The organism is Spongiivirga sp. MCCC 1A20706, assembly GCF_046524175.1.
Classification (GTDB): Bacteria; Bacteroidota; Bacteroidia; order Flavobacteriales; family Flavobacteriaceae; genus Spongiivirga.
The window spans coordinates 485,289-500,225 of sequence record NZ_JBEFZF010000001.1; the positions used below are offsets into that span (position 1 = coordinate 485,289).

Annotated in this window: 16 protein-coding genes; 11 read left to right on the forward strand and 5 right to left on the reverse strand. The window is 36.0% G+C overall.

Annotated features, from left to right (window positions below; translation table 11 throughout):
- Nucleotides 1-34: 34 nt before the first annotated feature.
- A complete protein-coding gene (locus ABN763_RS02200; protein ID WP_410483773.1) occupies nt 35-1,210 on the forward strand; it encodes a proline dehydrogenase family protein in 1,176 nt (391 codons plus the stop codon).
- Here the strand turns inward: ABN763_RS02200 and ABN763_RS02205 are convergent.
- The 5 genes from ABN763_RS02205 to ABN763_RS02225 form a co-directional block, all read right to left on the reverse strand.
- Nucleotides 1,207-1,761, reverse strand: coding sequence for a GNAT family N-acetyltransferase (locus ABN763_RS02205; protein WP_410483774.1), 555 nt, complete (start codon nt 1,759-1,761; stop codon nt 1,207-1,209). The genes ABN763_RS02200 and ABN763_RS02205 overlap by 4 nt on opposite strands.
- The gene (locus ABN763_RS02210) at nt 1,758-2,402 is read right to left on the reverse strand and encodes an alpha/beta hydrolase (RefSeq protein ID WP_410483775.1); all 645 of its coding nucleotides are present in this window, start codon (nt 2,400-2,402) and stop codon (nt 1,758-1,760) included. The genes ABN763_RS02205 and ABN763_RS02210 overlap by 4 nt, the downstream gene beginning before the upstream one ends.
- Nucleotides 2,403-2,412: 10 nt before the next feature.
- Nucleotides 2,413-3,048 carry a transglutaminase-like domain-containing protein gene (locus ABN763_RS02215; protein WP_410483776.1) on the reverse strand — a complete coding sequence of 212 codons (636 nt, stop codon included), beginning with the start codon at nt 3,046-3,048 and terminating at the stop codon, nt 2,413-2,415.
- Between the two features lies 1 nt (nt 3,049).
- Nucleotides 3,050-3,907, reverse strand: a complete 858-nt coding sequence (locus tag ABN763_RS02220; RefSeq protein WP_410483777.1) for a serine aminopeptidase domain-containing protein — start codon at nt 3,905-3,907, stop codon at nt 3,050-3,052.
- 103 nt (nt 3,908-4,010) lie between these two features.
- Nucleotides 4,011-4,577 carry a TetR/AcrR family transcriptional regulator gene (locus tag ABN763_RS02225; protein WP_410483778.1) on the reverse strand — a complete coding sequence of 189 codons (567 nt, stop codon included), beginning with the start codon at nt 4,575-4,577 and terminating at the stop codon, nt 4,011-4,013.
- A 91-nt stretch (nt 4,578-4,668) separates the two neighbouring features.
- Here ABN763_RS02225 and ABN763_RS02230 point away from each other — a divergent pair, with 91 nt between their 5' ends.
- From ABN763_RS02230 to ABN763_RS02275, 10 genes are all read left to right on the forward strand, one after another.
- The gene (locus ABN763_RS02230; protein WP_410484168.1) at nt 4,669-5,091 is read left to right on the forward strand and encodes a PaaI family thioesterase; all 423 of its coding nucleotides are present in this window, start codon (nt 4,669-4,671) and stop codon (nt 5,089-5,091) included.
- Between the two features lies 1 nt (nt 5,092).
- Nucleotides 5,093-6,160, forward strand: a complete 1,068-nt coding sequence (locus ABN763_RS02235; RefSeq protein WP_410483779.1) for a chorismate-binding protein — start codon at nt 5,093-5,095, stop codon at nt 6,158-6,160.
- 58 nt (nt 6,161-6,218) lie between these two features.
- Nucleotides 6,219-7,931: a 2-succinyl-5-enolpyruvyl-6-hydroxy-3-cyclohexene-1-carboxylic-acid synthase gene (menD, locus tag ABN763_RS02240; protein WP_410483780.1), complete on the forward strand. Its 1,713-nt coding sequence runs from the start codon at nt 6,219-6,221 to the stop codon at nt 7,929-7,931.
- Between the two features lie 118 nt (nt 7,932-8,049).
- Nucleotides 8,050-8,391, forward strand: coding sequence for a DUF2853 family protein (locus tag ABN763_RS02245; RefSeq protein ID WP_410483781.1), 342 nt, complete (start codon nt 8,050-8,052; stop codon nt 8,389-8,391).
- 132 nt (nt 8,392-8,523) lie between these two features.
- A complete protein-coding gene (locus ABN763_RS02250) occupies nt 8,524-9,132 on the forward strand; it encodes a hypothetical protein (protein ID WP_410483782.1) in 609 nt (202 codons plus the stop codon).
- Nucleotides 9,119-10,030 (forward strand): 1,4-dihydroxy-2-naphthoate polyprenyltransferase, encoded by a 912-nt coding sequence (locus ABN763_RS02255; protein WP_410483783.1) that lies wholly within the window; start codon nt 9,119-9,121, stop codon nt 10,028-10,030. The genes ABN763_RS02250 and ABN763_RS02255 overlap by 14 nt, the downstream gene beginning before the upstream one ends.
- 442 nt (nt 10,031-10,472) lie before the next feature.
- A complete protein-coding gene (locus tag ABN763_RS02260; RefSeq protein WP_410483784.1) occupies nt 10,473-11,513 on the forward strand; it encodes an o-succinylbenzoate synthase in 1,041 nt (346 codons plus the stop codon).
- 4 nt (nt 11,514-11,517) lie between these two features.
- Nucleotides 11,518-12,450, forward strand: a complete 933-nt coding sequence (locus tag ABN763_RS02265; RefSeq protein ID WP_410483785.1) for a CPBP family intramembrane glutamic endopeptidase — start codon at nt 11,518-11,520, stop codon at nt 12,448-12,450.
- A 61-nt stretch (nt 12,451-12,511) separates the two neighbouring features.
- Nucleotides 12,512-13,585, forward strand: coding sequence for an AMP-binding protein (locus tag ABN763_RS02270; RefSeq protein WP_410483786.1), 1,074 nt, complete (start codon nt 12,512-12,514; stop codon nt 13,583-13,585).
- The gene (locus ABN763_RS02275) at nt 13,582-14,916 is read left to right on the forward strand and encodes a M24 family metallopeptidase (RefSeq protein ID WP_410483787.1); all 1,335 of its coding nucleotides are present in this window, start codon (nt 13,582-13,584) and stop codon (nt 14,914-14,916) included. The genes ABN763_RS02270 and ABN763_RS02275 overlap by 4 nt, the downstream gene beginning before the upstream one ends.
- Nucleotides 14,917-14,937: the final 21 nt, after the last annotated feature.

Sequence of the window (14,937 nt, forward strand, 5' to 3'; positions counted from 1 at the left end):
TACTTAATTATATTTGTAATATTTTTTGTTGAAAATGGTAGCAGAAAACATCTTCGAAAACACTCAAAATGCATTTGCATTAAAAACCGACAGCGAACTGGAACGCGCTTATTTTTTGTTTAAACTTATTGGCAATGAACCCTTGGTAAAGATTGGAACAGCAGTAACTAATTTTGCTTTGAAAGCTCATTTGCCGGTCGAAGGCTTGATTCGTGCTACCGTATTCGATCATTTTTGTGGCGGGGTAACCGAGTCTGACTGTTTACCCAAGATAGACAAGATGTATCGGAAAGGAATACAAGCTATTCTTGATTATTCAGTAGAAGGAAAAGAGAGCGATGAAGATTTTGATGCCGCAATGAAGAAAAAGGTATCACTTATTGAGTTTGCTAATAATAAAGATGAGATTCCGTTTGCAGTAATGAAACCAACCGCTTTGGGACGCTTTGCTATTTGGCAAAAAATAACTGAAAAGAAAGCGCTATCAGCTGATGAACAATCAGAATGGAATCGAACTAAAGAACGCATTAATACAATTTGTAAAGCAGCGCATGATGCCAATGTTGGTTTATTAATTGATGCTGAAGAAAGTTGGATGCAAGATGCAAGCGATGATCTGGTAGAAGAAATGATGCGGTTATATAATAAGAAAAGCTGCATTATCTATAATACGCTGCAATGCTACCGCTGGGACCGCTTAGATTATTTGAAAGCACTACATATAAAAGGAAAGGAAGAGGGCTTTATTGTAGGAATGAAGATCGTACGTGGAGCCTATATGGAAAAAGAGAATGATCGTGCTGAAGAACATGGATATCCAACTCCGATTTGCAAGGATAAAGCTACAACTGATGAGAATTATAATGTTTGTATGCGATATATTCTTGATCATTTAGACGACATTGCTCTATTTGTAGGAACACATAATGAGGCCAGTACATATTTATGTCTACAGCTAATGGAAGAATTGGGCGTTGAAAAAGATAACGATAACGTTTGGTTTGGTCAACTATACGGTATGAGTGATCAAATTACTTACAACCTTGCCGAAGAAGGATACAATACGATCAAATTAATTCCATTCGGACCCGTTAAGGAAGTGATGCCTTATTTAATACGAAGAGCGGAAGAAAATACCTCGGTTGCCGGTCAAACTAATCGGGAATTAGATCTTTTGAAAAAAGAGCGAGCGAGACGAAAGTTAGATTAGGTTCTGGCTTCCCACTCTCGTTTTAAAATGCCATAACAGCAAGAACTGCGTTTAAATCCGTTTTTCACAAAAGTATTTTCTCGCAATATACCTTCTAAAATAGCACCTAGCTTTTCAACAGCTTTTCGCGACCTGATGTTGCGTTCATCAATTCGAAATTCTACTTTTTCAAAACCAGCTTGTTTAAAAGCATGATTTAACATCAGGTATTTCATGTGCGTGTTTAATCCGCTGCCCTGTACTTCGCGAGCAATCCAAGTCCACCCAATGTGCAATACTTTATTCTGGTCGTCAATATGACCATAGCGAGTACTGCCAACAATAGTGCCACTCCTTTTGTCTAAAATAGCGTAGGGAGCAGCCATTTGATCATCCCTTAATTGTAATGCCTTGTCAATGTAATTATTTAGTTTTTCTTTGGTTGAAATGTCCGAAGGGCCGTACATATGTATGTCAAGTTGTTTGGCCACCTCCCATAGTGCATTTAAATGAGATTTATCGAGTGGAATAAGCTGTACGATATCATCTTCTAAAATTTGGTATAGATTCATATGATGGTTTGCAATAATTCCTTTTTTAATTCGTGCTTTCCATCAAAAATAGTATAGCTAATGTGATCTTCAAACAGTAGGTCGGCTTTTTCTTTTTCCATTTTTAATCGGTTTTCTGTAAGCCATTCATCTTTGTCTCCAACAATGCTATATACTTTAACTTTGTTCGTCCTTAAGAATGCCATATCATCTTTTTCAATTTCGTGTGGAATACTGCCTGCAAATAATACCAATTTATTACAAAGTATTTGATGTTTTACAACCCACCTACAAGCGATTGACACGCCCTGCGAATAGCCAAGCACTATCAAATTTAAGTTTGCTGGAACTTGCTCGTTTTCGAAAACTGTTTGCGTATAGCTTAGCACATTTTCTAGATCCTTACCATTGTTTTCTTTTGTTAGCCAGCTGGCTCCAACATGTTTATATTCACCGTTTAGATAGTATTTTGAAGGTGCTTGCGGAGCAATAATATAGTTTTCATCCGCATCGAGATCCTTGAAATATTTCATGAAATAACGACTTAAATAACCAATGCCATGAAATACAAACCATACATTTTTGGTTTTACTAGTCAGCTTATTTAGGGTTGAGTAGGAATTAGATGTGTCGTAGTTTATTTGTTTTTCTACTGTTGACATTACAAATGTTTTAATTAATTGAAATTTGAAAGCTGTCACCGTTCCATAAATGGCCATAGTGTTTTCTAAATTCTTGAAGCATTAACTCATAGGGTAAATCATCAAACTCTCCATATTCATGAGTGTACTCCATAAATTTGCTGCCATCGTCAGAAAATGGCTGGAAAATGGCATCGTTTTCTCCATCAAAATCTAGAACTCCAACATTTAGTTTAAGGCATAGCTCTTTGTTAAAGGCAGGTGTTAATTTGACCCATTTATTGTTGATCCAGACAACTGTGCAGCCATGAAAAACCATTAAATCGCTTCGTGTTAGTTCAACAAACTTACCCACTGCAATATGATTACGAACATTGCCAAAATGTAGTTTAGCAGGTATGTTTACCGCTCTCAATACCGCCGCAAGTAGCACCGCTTTTTCTATACAATATGCGGTTTTCTTTGTTAAAACGGTACTCGCTTTCATTCCTTTTGGGGAAAGGTCTAGCTCATAGGGATTATAATAAAAATCGTCCCGAACAGCAACAAATAGTGACCGGACTTGTTCTACTGGATCTCTTAGTCCACTGATTTTTTCTTTAGCATATTGAATAATGCTGCTGTGATCACTATCAATGTAGTAAGTGGAAGCTTGGTACTTTTTCATATTAAGTAGTTGTGGTGTTTATTTGAAACCAATTAGAGACTATTGGCCACAACAGGTGTTCATGCTTTTTTCTAAAGAAATTATTATGCCCTAACTTTTTAATACCCAGCTTTTTCACCTCTAGATGCTTTCTTTTGACTTTGGCATTTACAAACACGTGTTCGGCCAGTGTGTCCACCGCTTTTTTTGGGGCAAAATTATCGTCATCAATGCTAATCATCAATGTCGGTTGCGTAATCTCGCTGTAGTAGTTATGATCCTTAGCAAGGGCTAAAACCGAATTCTTATGCAGTAATAATGTTCGCCAATCATATGCCACTTGTTTGGGCAGGGGTTCACCCAATCCAACCAATTTGGAAGGAAAATACCCATATAAAGGTGTAATAAACCCAACAAATAGACCAAAACCCAACAGGATAGAGATCTGCATATACCAGGGAAAATTTCTGTAATACCCAAATTGGGAGCCTACAAAAAGAAACTTGTCATAGCACTTGTATGCGGTACTCATGCCTAAACTGTTTCCGCCAAAACTATGACCGATTAAATAGTTGTTATTTTCCGGATGTACGCTTTTTATGTGACTAGTAATTCCTTTAAAATCATAATTGGTCCATTCAAAATATCCAGCATGAAATTCAGTAAGTTCTTTATCTTTTGAAAGTGCAATGCCTCTATAATCAAAGGTGTAAGCATCACAACCTTTTGTTGCTAGCCAGCTAGCGAACTTAAAAAAGAATCGCTGGGGTAAACCAACTCCACCTGCAATAACCACCGTTTTGTTAGTTGGTTTTTCCGGTTTAAAATAAGTAGCGCAAATGTCCTGACCATCTTCAGTAGTTATGGAAATGTGAGTCATTATTTTTTTATTTTCTTTTAAAATCATACTTTCCACCATGCGGAAGGCGAGACCCGGTGCGTTGTATATACCAATAACACATTTGTGCACCGGGGGCCTTCACTTATTTTTCTAAACAAATTGTTTTTCTCATTCTTTTAATTGCATTAAAAAGGTAGCGTTGATCTTGATATACCTTCATTAATAAAATTCCTCCCTCAATGTCTTGTACAATTTGTTCGGCTAATTCTATAGACTCCTTTTTACCGTAATTGCTGCTTAGTAATTGTTTCAGTGCATTGATAAAACAGTCAAAGAATTTAGCGACTTCATCAAAATAAATAGGATTGTAATAAGCTGCTTCTAAAGCTGTATTGGCCATTACACAGCCTTCGTGCTTATTAGTAAAAAGTTTACTAAGTAACTGTTCAATACCTTTAAGTTTATTGGCAGTGTTAAGTGTTTCGTTTGCCAATATTTTATTCATATTATATGAAAAATAACTGTTAGTGGTAGCTAATACTTCTTTTACCAACGCATCTTTGTTGTCAAAGTAATAGTAGAAATGTGATTTTTGAATCTCACACTCTTTAGCAAGATCAGCCATGCTCGTATTGGCAATTCCCCTTTTTCTAATAAAAGGAATAACCTTATTTAGCACTTGTTCTTTACTTGTTTTAACCTTAGGCATTTTATTGAACGTTCGTTAAAATAAAATCAAATATACTATTTTTAAAACAGCCAATCAGTATCTATGTGTTAATTTTGTACTATCTAAAAGGATAGAATTGGAAAAGAAAGTCATATTAGAAAAAATCAATGCTAAGGTTCCGGGAACCTTAATGGAAACTCTTGAAATAACCTACACTGATTTGGGGGACGATTTTTTAACGGCTAGCATGCCCGTGAGCCCTAAAGTGCATCAACCCGATGGTGTGCTAAATGGAGGCGCTACCGTGGCGTTGGCTGAATCTGTTGGGGGAGCGGCTTCCCATTTATTCGTTGATTCATCAAAATATATTGTTCGTGGTGTTGAAATAGCGGCTAACCATTTAAAAAGTGTTCGCTCGGGAACTGTTCATGCTAAGGCCACCATCGTACATAAAGGTCGAACATTGCAGCTATGGGATATTAAGGTGACTGATGACGAAAATAATTTGATCTCAGTTGTGAAATTGACAAATATGATACTTCCCAAATCATAGTATGAAGCAACCGGAGATTCTGTTTGACAACATAAAAAGGCATTATCAAAAGCAATTACCCTTTGTAGTTTATCGAAAACCCAATACCAATATGGTAGAGTCGTTACTACAGCAAGATACCAGCCTTGGTGAAGTTAACAACTTTAGTAACCGTGGATTTGTTTTTGCCAATTTTTCAGGAGAAAAAAAAATACTACTACCCGCCGAAAATTCGATCAGTTTATCAGCCGAAATAGTGTTTGATAATCCGCCCAAACCGAAAGATAATACTGATGTTATTGGTAATGGGAAAGACGAGGAAAAGCACATTAAATTAGTTGAAAAAGGGATCAGTACCATAAAAAAAGGTCATCTGGACAAAGTAGTGCTTTCTCGTAAACAGTTGGTTGCAATTCCCAATCTTGATCCTTTTTCAATATTTATAGATATCCTTTCAACATATCGCAATGCATTGTGCTATTTATGGTACCATCCAGAAATCGGAACATGGATGGGAGCATCCCCGGAAGTTTTTATGGATTATAAAAACAACACCCTTACTACTATGTCGCTTGCTGGTACCAAACCCATCATTGAAAACCAAGAAGTTGTTTGGGGTGAAAAAGAAAAAAAAGAACAGCAATTTGTAACAGACTATATAATTAGTCAACTTAAAACGGTCGGTCTAAGTGGAGATCAGCTTCATACAAGTGAGTTGCAGACCGTAATGGCAGGCGAAATAGCACATTTAAAAACTACAATTTCCGCGCATTTAGAAGATAGTGTCTCGTTGGAGTCTATATCGGAGGCATTGCATCCAACTCCGGCGGTAGCAGGTCTTCCCAAGCAAGAATCGATCGATTTTATTAAAAATAATGAGGGCTATGATCGCGAGTTTTATACTGGTTTTTTGGGGGAAGTAGACGACGCTGAAATGAAGCTTTTTGTGAATCTGCGTTGTATGCAATTATTTGATGACAAAGTTGCAATTTATGTGGGTGGCGGAATTACCTCAGAAAGTGTCGCTAAAAACGAGTGGGAAGAGACGGTTTATAAATCTAAAACTATGTTGAATATTCTTACGAATTAATTTGCTAATGGCTCGGAAAGCTTTTTCCTATAAGTTATTTTTGTAAGGTATTGCCATGATGAAATATTCCAAAATTCCTTTAGCGCAAACGGTGGCCTTTTTATGTCAGGAAAAAGGGATTAAAAATATTGTGATCTCTCCTGGTTCTAGAAACGCACCACTCACTATTAGTTTTACTGAAAATCCTTTTTTTAAAACCTTTAGTATTGTTGATGAGCGTTGCGCTGCCTTCTTCGCCCTAGGTATGGCACAGCAGTTTCAAAAGCCTGTAGCACTTGTATGCACTTCGGGTTCAGCCTTACTCAATTACTATCCAGCAATTGCTGAGGCCTTTTATAGTGATATTCCCTTAGTAGTATTAAGTGCTGACAGACCTATAGAGCGAATTGATATTGGTGACGGGCAAACAATCAGACAAAAAAATGTTTTTGAAAATCACATCTTGTATTCGGCAAATTTATATTCTGAACTAGTTTTAGAAGGTACTCCCCAGAATGAGAAATTAGCACAAAAACAGGTTGAGTCCAGAAAACATAATGCACAAGAAATAAACCATGCACTCAATGCTGCTATTGAACGAAATGGACCGGTTCATATCAACATTCCATTTTATGAACCTCTGTACACAAAGGTCGATTCTTTAAGTGTTGCACCCATAGTGATCAAACCAAATGCAAAACCCATTTTCGACACTAGCAACATCGGCGAATTCATTAATGAATGGACAGCAGCAAAACGTAAACTTGTTTTAGTAGGTGTAAGTAAGCCGAATGCGGTTTTACAACCATATTTAAATATCTTGGCAGAAGATGATTCGGTCATTGTTTTAACTGAAACCACCTCTAATATTCACCATCCCAAGTTTTTTAACTGTATCGATCAGTTGATCGGTTCTTTAAATGATGATGAGTTTAAAGCACTGCAACCCGATATTCTGCTGACTTTTGGTGGTATGGTGGTCTCAAAAAAGATCAAGGCCTTTTTACGACACTATCAGCCCAAACATCATTGGCATATCGATGAAAAAAAAGCGTTTAACACCTATTTCTGCCTTGATAAGCATTTTCAAACAAGCCCAAATATCTTTTTTGATTCTTTCTTAAAGAACTATCAACCACAAAGTAGTGAGTATTTTGCCCATTGGGATGCTATTAGAAACCTGAGAAAACAAAAACACGAGGCTTACTTAAACACAATTGATTTCTCTGATTTTAAGGCTTTTGAAAAGATATTTCCGGCAATTCCAGATAACTATCAATTACAATTGGGTAATAGCTCGACTATTCGTTATGCCCAACTATTCAATATTAACAATAGCTTGACCATTTTTTGTAATAGGGGAACTAGTGGAATTGAGGGAAGTACCTCGACGGCTATTGGAGCAGCAGTTGCTACAAATCGACCTACAGTATTATTAACAGGTGATTTGAGTTTTTTTTACGATAGCAATGCACTTTGGAACGATTATATTCCAAATAACTTCAGAATTATTGTCATTAATAATGGCGGCGGGGGCATTTTTAGAATTTTGCCGGGAGATAAAGGCAGTGATGACTTTAGCACCTATTTTGAAACCACTCATAAACACACAGCAGCATTACTTTGTTCAATGTACGGGTTTGGTTATCAGTCAGTAAATGATGAGCAAGGTTTAGTCGAGAATTTAGACGATTTTTTCTTAGAAAGTGATTCGCCCAAATTACTTGAAATAGCCACTCCAAGAATAACGAATGATTTGGTATTGCTGGAGTATTTTAAAGCTGTAAAATAACGATTTTATATGTTTTTAATCGATTCGAAGTTCATTTGATGAAATTGTTTCTACATCTGTTAAAATTCCTTTATCTTTAGTGAATAATAAATGCAAATCAATAATAAAATCTACCATTATGAGTAAAAGAGATGACCTAATAGCTAAATATGCATCGGACTTAAAAGATAAATGTGGGGTGAATCCAAACATGGACCTTTTAACGAAAGTAACCATCGGATGCGGACCTTCAATTTATAATGCTGATGCTGCTACAGTTTCTGGTTCTGACGAAAGCGAGTTAGCGACAGTGAAGAAAAACTTCCTAATGAAAAAATTAGGTCTTAAAGATAGCCCGGATCTGGATAAAGCAATTGATTCGGTAATTGAAAAGTACGGTCGATCTAACAGAAATAAGTATAGAGCAGTAATTTATTACTTATTAACCACTCACTTTAAGAAAGAATCTGTTTACAAATAATAGACTTACAACACGAAATAAAAGCCGGTAAAATACCGGCTTTTTTAATTCTTAGAAAACGCTTACATTTAAAGCCTATTTAACTCAAACTTCCAGATCTAAAACTTGCATAGTTATTAAAAGATATGTTGCATGCCGTTTATAGAAGAAGACACTTTATTAGACTTATATAAGGAGATCGATGTTTCAAATAAAGACAAAGAACAATATCGTAAGTCTTATTTTGAACATAAAGAATCAAATAAAAAAATAAAAAACTTATATGCGTGGGGTATGGGAGGACTCACTCTTATACTAATGGGAGCCTTAGCGTATATCTTTATTGATAGCTACCAATCAAAATCGGCAATAAATCCAAATCAGCAAGCATTGATTATTGCATTACAAGATAGTCTTGCAGCTGTAGGCAATGAAGTAAACATAATCAATGAAAGGTCCTTGGCAGGTGTGGCGGCTCTCGATAATTCTAAACAAGTAGTTTATAAAGTACAGTTGGCAAGTTATAAAAAACCTTCTCGTGTTGAGTTAAAACCATGGCAACTTGGTGAAAACGGGTATATGCGCCTTGCCGTTGGTGAATTTCCAACTTACAAACAGGCTACTGCCTTAAAAACAGAATTGAAACGAATAGGCTTCGCTAACGATATTTTTTTAATAGCAGTATACCAGGATGAAGTAATAAGCTTAAAACAAGCAGTTAAAATGAGCGAAGAATCTTATTTGTTAAATGACACAAAATAAACTTCAAGCTTGGGTGTCTGCTGCTCGGCTTCGAACACTTCCATTATCTATTTCCGGTATTATCACAGGTACGGCTTTGGCATATGATGAGAACTTTTTTAGTTGGAGCATATTTATTCTTGCAATCATAACAACCATACTATTTCAAGTACTTTCTAATTTCGCCAATGATTATGGTGATGGTGTAAAAGGTACTGATAATGAAAACAGAGTAGGCCCGAAACGAGCGGTTCAAGGTGGAACTATTACTAGTAGCCAAATGAAAATAGGAGTGGTAATTGCAGCGATACTTGCTTTTATTTCAGCCATTCTGCTAATTTATGTTTCCTTCAGTTGGTCATCATTTTTATACATTTTCATTTTTACCGTTTTGGCAATTATTGCGATAATTGCTGCCATCAAATACACCGTTGGTGATAGCGCATATGGCTATCACGGTCTGGGTGATTTGTTTGTCTTTGTCTTTTTTGGTTTGGTAGCGGTAGGAGGCAGCTATTTCTTATTTACAAAAAGTTTTGATTTCTTCATAATGGCTCCTGCAATTACTATTGGCTTGTTAAGTGTAGCAGTGCTTAATTTAAACAATATGCGGGATGAAGAATCAGATAGATTATCAAACAAGAATACCATTGTTGTAAAATTTGGTGGAAGGTGGGCAAGAAAATACCATTTTGTGATTATCGCTATTGCTTTTGGTTGTATCACATACTATAGCTGGCAATCTTTTAGTTCCTGGAATCACCTTTTACCTGTTTTAGTGATTGTTCCCTTGTCTATCCATTTAACTAAAGTCTATAAAACCAATTCTAATAAGCTTTTAGATCCAGAATTAAAAAAAGTGGCCCTGAGTACCTTTTTACTTTCATTACTTTTTTTAGCGAGTGCAGTAATAAGTTAATTTGTACACCATATATACTTTTTTCTAAAAAATGCGTTACCTATTAAAAGCACCTTAGCATTCTATGTTGTTAGTTTTAGCAAGTCCCTTACTTTATTGCTATTTCACCATAAGACAATATTTCAATATCGTCAATATCAGGCTATTTAATAGTCATGTGTTAAGCACATTTTTGTGCACCGCTTCGTTGTTTTATTATTCAATTGAATTACACCACCAAATAGTAGGCCACTATTTGCTCATTTCCAGATGGTTCATTTTAGTATTAGTACCTATGTTGTATTGGGTCATGCATTATTTCTTTACTAGTAACCTTGCAACACAGATGGAAAACAAGATAGAAACAAGGACAAGTCGCATTCCCCGTCATCTCATTATTTTTTGTACAATTGTATTCTTAATTTTCCCAATAAAGTTCTTTGTGAAGGTTATTTTTGCGTAAATGAACGCAAGTTATCAGCAGTACATACTTCAATTTAAACGCCCTAGTGGGACTTCAAGAGGCATTTTAAAACAAAAGGAAACCTGGTTTGTTTTACTTGAGCATCAAGGAAAACAGGGAATAGGAGAATGTGGTTTGTTAAGAGGTCTCAGTATTGATGATCGGAAAGATTATGAGGAAAAGTTACAATGGCTTTGTGGTCATATATATTTAGGGTTAGATGCTTTATATGAGCAGTTAAAAGAGTTTCCTTCTATTCAATTTGGTTTAGAACAAGCATTCCTATCACTTCAAAGCGAAGATAAATTTACCTTATTTCCATCAGACTTTACTAAAAACAGAACCGGCATAATGATCAATGGACTGGTTTGGATGGGTGAGAAGGAGTTTATGCGCAATCAAATCATTGATAAAATTGAAACGGGGTTTAAATGCATTAAATTAAAAATTGGCGCAATTAATTTTGAAGAAGAAATAGCATTACTAAATTTCATAAGAAAGGAGTTTGACCAAAGTGATATTGAAATTCGTGTTGATGCCAACGGTGCTTTTTTAGTTGAAGATGCACTTGATAAATTAAAAATATTATCAGACTTTCAATTGCACTCAATCGAGCAACCTATTAAACAAGGTCAGTTAGAAATAATGGCTCAGCTATGCGAACAAACACCATTGCCTATTGCGCTTGATGAAGAATTAATTGGAGTATTCGGGCATGACGAAAAACAAAAAATCGTCCAGACGATACGACCGCAATACATTATTTTAAAACCGAGCCTTATAGGGGGTTTCAAAGGTAGTGAACAATGGATTGATCTGGCTGAGGAAAACCATGTAGGATGGTGGGTGACCAGCGCGCTCGAGAGTAACATTGGATTAAATGCCATAGCACAATGGACTGCCACTTTAAATAATGATATGCCTCAAGGTTTAGGTACCGGTGGATTATATACTAATAATTTCGATTCGCCTTTAGTAGTTGAAAATGGTTTTTTACATTGCGATTCCAACTTGGATTGGGATTTAAAATTTTTAAAATAAAAATATGTATATAGCACAGGCGTTAAAATATCAATCCGATTTTTGGAGATATATTATCGGATCAATAGTCGTGATATTCGCCAATTTTGTGGCTCAGGTTCCATTTGTTATCGCGCTTATAATAAAGGATCAAAATATTTTGAATCGTATGGATGTTAATACGATGATGACTACTTTGGATTCAAATCTTACGTTACTGTTATTAATGATACCATTTGCGGTTTCTTTAGTTGCATTATATTTTGTAGTCAAGTATTTGCATCAACAACCTTTTAAAACAATCACTACCACAAGAAAGAAAACTGATTGGAATAGAATCTTTTTTTCATTTTTCTTATGGGGAGTTATAACAGCAATATTCACATTTGCTGATTATTACACCAATCCGACTGATTATGAGTGGAACTTTGATTTGGTTCCTTTTTTAATATTGTTTGTGTTGGCGATTATTTTAATTCCTATTCAAACTAGTTTAGAGGAATACTTATTTCGAGGATATTTAATGCAAGGATTTGGGGTATTATTTAAAAATAGATGGCTACCATTATTATTTACCTCCTTAATTTTTGGTGGTTTACATATTGCCAATCCTGAAGTTGACAAAATCGGTTATGTTATAATGGTATTTTATATAGGTACCGGCTTGTTTTTAGGGATTATGACCTTAATGGACGAGGGTATGGAGCTTGCCCTTGGATTTCATGCTGCAAACAATTTGGTAGCGGCTCTGCTTGTAACAGCAGATTGGACTGCTTTCCAAACTAATTCAGTATTGAAAGATATTTCTGATCCCAGTGCCGGCTGGGATATTATGATCCCTGTTTTTGTAGTTTTCCCCATATTGCTATTCATAATGGCTAAAAAATACAAATGGTCCAACTGGAAAGAAAAGCTTTTTGGAGTGATACAAGAAGAAAACGAAACCAATAAAATATAGTTCATAACATCCAGTACTAATCATCGTTTTTAGTAACTTTAGCCAACAGCTAAATAACTAAATGGCACCACATTTTTCTAAAATTCGTTTAGGTTTTAAACTTAACGGAATTCCTTTTGATAGAGAAGGACTTAAAGAAGTAGCATATAGTTTTATTAAAGAGGGGGAACCTTATGAGCAGGCAGTGGGCGATTTTTTAACCGATTGGTTGAGTGAAAAAGAAACAATCCAAATAAAAACTTCAGGTACTACCGGCAACCCTAAACTCATTTCAATAAAAAAGCAGTATATGGTAAACTCTGCCATTGCCACTGGAAATTTTTTTAAAACCACGGTAGGAGATCGAGCATTAAGCTGCCTTTCATCAAACTATATCGCTGGAAAAATGATGTTGGTGAGGGCGATAATTTTGGGACTAGAACTCGATTTAGCGGCTCCTTCTTCGCGACCTCTTGCCAACAGTACCAAAGAATACGATTTTTGTGCAATGGTGCCATTGCAGGTATTACATTCTATTCACGACCTTGACCGTATCGGCACATTAATTATTGGTGGCGCACCAATAACAAATACCTTGTTTCAAAAACTACAATTAGTAAAGGCCAACGCTTATGCTACTTATGGTATGACGGAAACTATAACGCATATTGCTGCTAAGAAACTAAATAATTTTATTAACGCATCTGAAGTACGACATATGCATTATAAACTGTTGCCAGATGTTTCCATTTCTCAAGACGACAGAAACTGTTTGGTAATACATGCCAGTAAATTAAATGATGAAACAATTGCAACGAATGATATTGTGAAGATCATTTCAGACGATGCTTTTGAATGGTTAGGGCGTTATGACAATGTAATTAACTCTGGAGGCGTGAAACTTATGCCTGAACAAATTGAATTAAAATTGGCGGAAAGTTTACCTCGAGACTTTTTTGTTTCCTCGATTCCTGATGAGGCACTTGGTGAAAAGCTAGTGCTTGTCATTGAAGGCGATAAAATTGATATCGATCCTATCACTTTTGCAAACCTCGATACCTACGAAACGCCCAAAGAACTTTTTTTTATTTCTGAATTTAAACGTACAGGAAGCGGTAAGATAAAACGAACAGCCACTTTAGAAACTATAAAATGAAAAAACATTTATTACTTTTTTGTTTAATAACAGTGAGTATCAAAGCCCAGATTTTACCGGAGCGGGAAAGGGCAGAAGTTGTTGATGCCATACTTGAAGATCGATTTAACAATCTACTTCCAAACTTAATGGATGATGCGAACATCGATATGTGGATTGTTATTTCTCGGGAGTATAACGAGGATCCGGTTTTAAAAACAATGCTTCCTTCTACTTGGTTAAACGCCAGAAGGCGAACTATTCTTGTATTTTATAGAGATAAGGCAAAAAAGACAATTGAGAAACTAGCAATTGCTAGGTATAATGTCGGAAAGAATATAGTATCTGCATGGAATAAGGAAAAGCAGCCGGATCAATGGAAACGTCTGATCGAACTCATTGAAGAACGAAACCCCAAAGTAATCGGTCTGAACACTTCGACTCATTTTAATATCGCTGATGGTTTAGTAAAAACGGATTACGATGAGTTGATGCAACACCTGCCGGTTAAATTTAAAAAAAGAATAACATCGGCAGAAAAATTGGCTGTAGGCTGGATTGAAACTAGGACGGCACGCGAAATGGTGCTCTACGATCAACTAGTAACAATTACCCATGATATTATTGCAGAGGCTTTCTCATCTAAGGTAATTACGCCTGGTGTTACCACAACTACTGACGTTGAGTGGTGGATGCGCCAAAAAGTTACCGATATGGGATTAGAAACCTGGTTTCACCCTTCGGTTGATGTACAGCGATCTGAAAACAAGGTAGGCAACCACCTTTATGCATTTTCAAACAGACCGGAAAATATGGTCATTCTACCTGGAGATTTGTTGCATTGTGATTTTGGAATTACATACTTAAGATTAAATACAGATTGTCAGGAATTGGCATATGTTCTTCGACCAGAAGAAAAGGAAGCACCCACCTATTTGAAAAAGGCTTTAAAGGAGATGAATCGCGTTCAAGATATTTTTACAAGCAATTTTAAAACGGGTAGAACAGGAAATGAAGTTCTTTTGAAATCATTAAAAGAAAGTAAAGAGGAAGGTTTTCGTCCGGCAATTTATACACATCCCTTAGGTCTATATGGACATAGTGCTGGTACCACCATAGGTATGTGGGATTCGCAGGGAGGTGTTCCGGGAGATGGAGATTATCCGTTACATCAAAATACCGTATATGCTATTGAAGGGAATACGATGGTATTTGTAAAAGAGTGGAATCGTGATGTGCGTATGATGTTCGAAGAAGCAGGATTTTATGGTGAAGATGGTTTTAGATATGTAAATGGCCGGCAAACGGATTTTTTATTGATTCCAAGAAATCACAAACATCTTGATGATTAGATTTCAATACTAAAAAGCCCT

Coding starts and splice junctions, on each gene's coding strand:
- ABN763_RS02265 (WP_410483785.1), top strand. CDS start 11,518: ATGTATATAGCACAGGCGTTAAAATATCAATCCGATTTTTGGAGATAT.
- ABN763_RS02235 (WP_410483779.1), top strand. CDS start 5,093: ATGAAGCAACCGGAGATTCTGTTTGACAACATAAAAAGGCATTATCAA.
- ABN763_RS02275 (WP_410483787.1), top strand. CDS start 13,582: ATGAAAAAACATTTATTACTTTTTTGTTTAATAACAGTGAGTATCAAA.
- ABN763_RS02215 (WP_410483776.1), bottom strand. CDS start 3,048: ATGAAAAAGTACCAAGCTTCCACTTACTACATTGATAGTGATCACAGC.
- ABN763_RS02245 (WP_410483781.1), top strand. CDS start 8,050: ATGAGTAAAAGAGATGACCTAATAGCTAAATATGCATCGGACTTAAAA.
- ABN763_RS02200 (WP_410483773.1), top strand. CDS start 35: ATGGTAGCAGAAAACATCTTCGAAAACACTCAAAATGCATTTGCATTA.
- ABN763_RS02270 (WP_410483786.1), top strand. CDS start 12,512: ATGGCACCACATTTTTCTAAAATTCGTTTAGGTTTTAAACTTAACGGA.
- ABN763_RS02220 (WP_410483777.1), bottom strand. CDS start 3,907: ATGACTCACATTTCCATAACTACTGAAGATGGTCAGGACATTTGCGCT.
- ABN763_RS02205 (WP_410483774.1), bottom strand. CDS start 1,761: ATGAATCTATACCAAATTTTAGAAGATGATATCGTACAGCTTATTCCA.
- menD (WP_410483780.1), top strand. CDS start 6,219: ATGAAATATTCCAAAATTCCTTTAGCGCAAACGGTGGCCTTTTTATGT.
- ABN763_RS02250 (WP_410483782.1), top strand. CDS start 8,524: ATGCCGTTTATAGAAGAAGACACTTTATTAGACTTATATAAGGAGATC.
- ABN763_RS02255 (WP_410483783.1), top strand. CDS start 9,119: ATGACACAAAATAAACTTCAAGCTTGGGTGTCTGCTGCTCGGCTTCGA.
- ABN763_RS02225 (WP_410483778.1), bottom strand. CDS start 4,577: ATGCCTAAGGTTAAAACAAGTAAAGAACAAGTGCTAAATAAGGTTATT.
- ABN763_RS02210 (WP_410483775.1), bottom strand. CDS start 2,402: ATGTCAACAGTAGAAAAACAAATAAACTACGACACATCTAATTCCTAC.
- ABN763_RS02260 (WP_410483784.1), top strand. CDS start 10,473: ATGAACGCAAGTTATCAGCAGTACATACTTCAATTTAAACGCCCTAGT.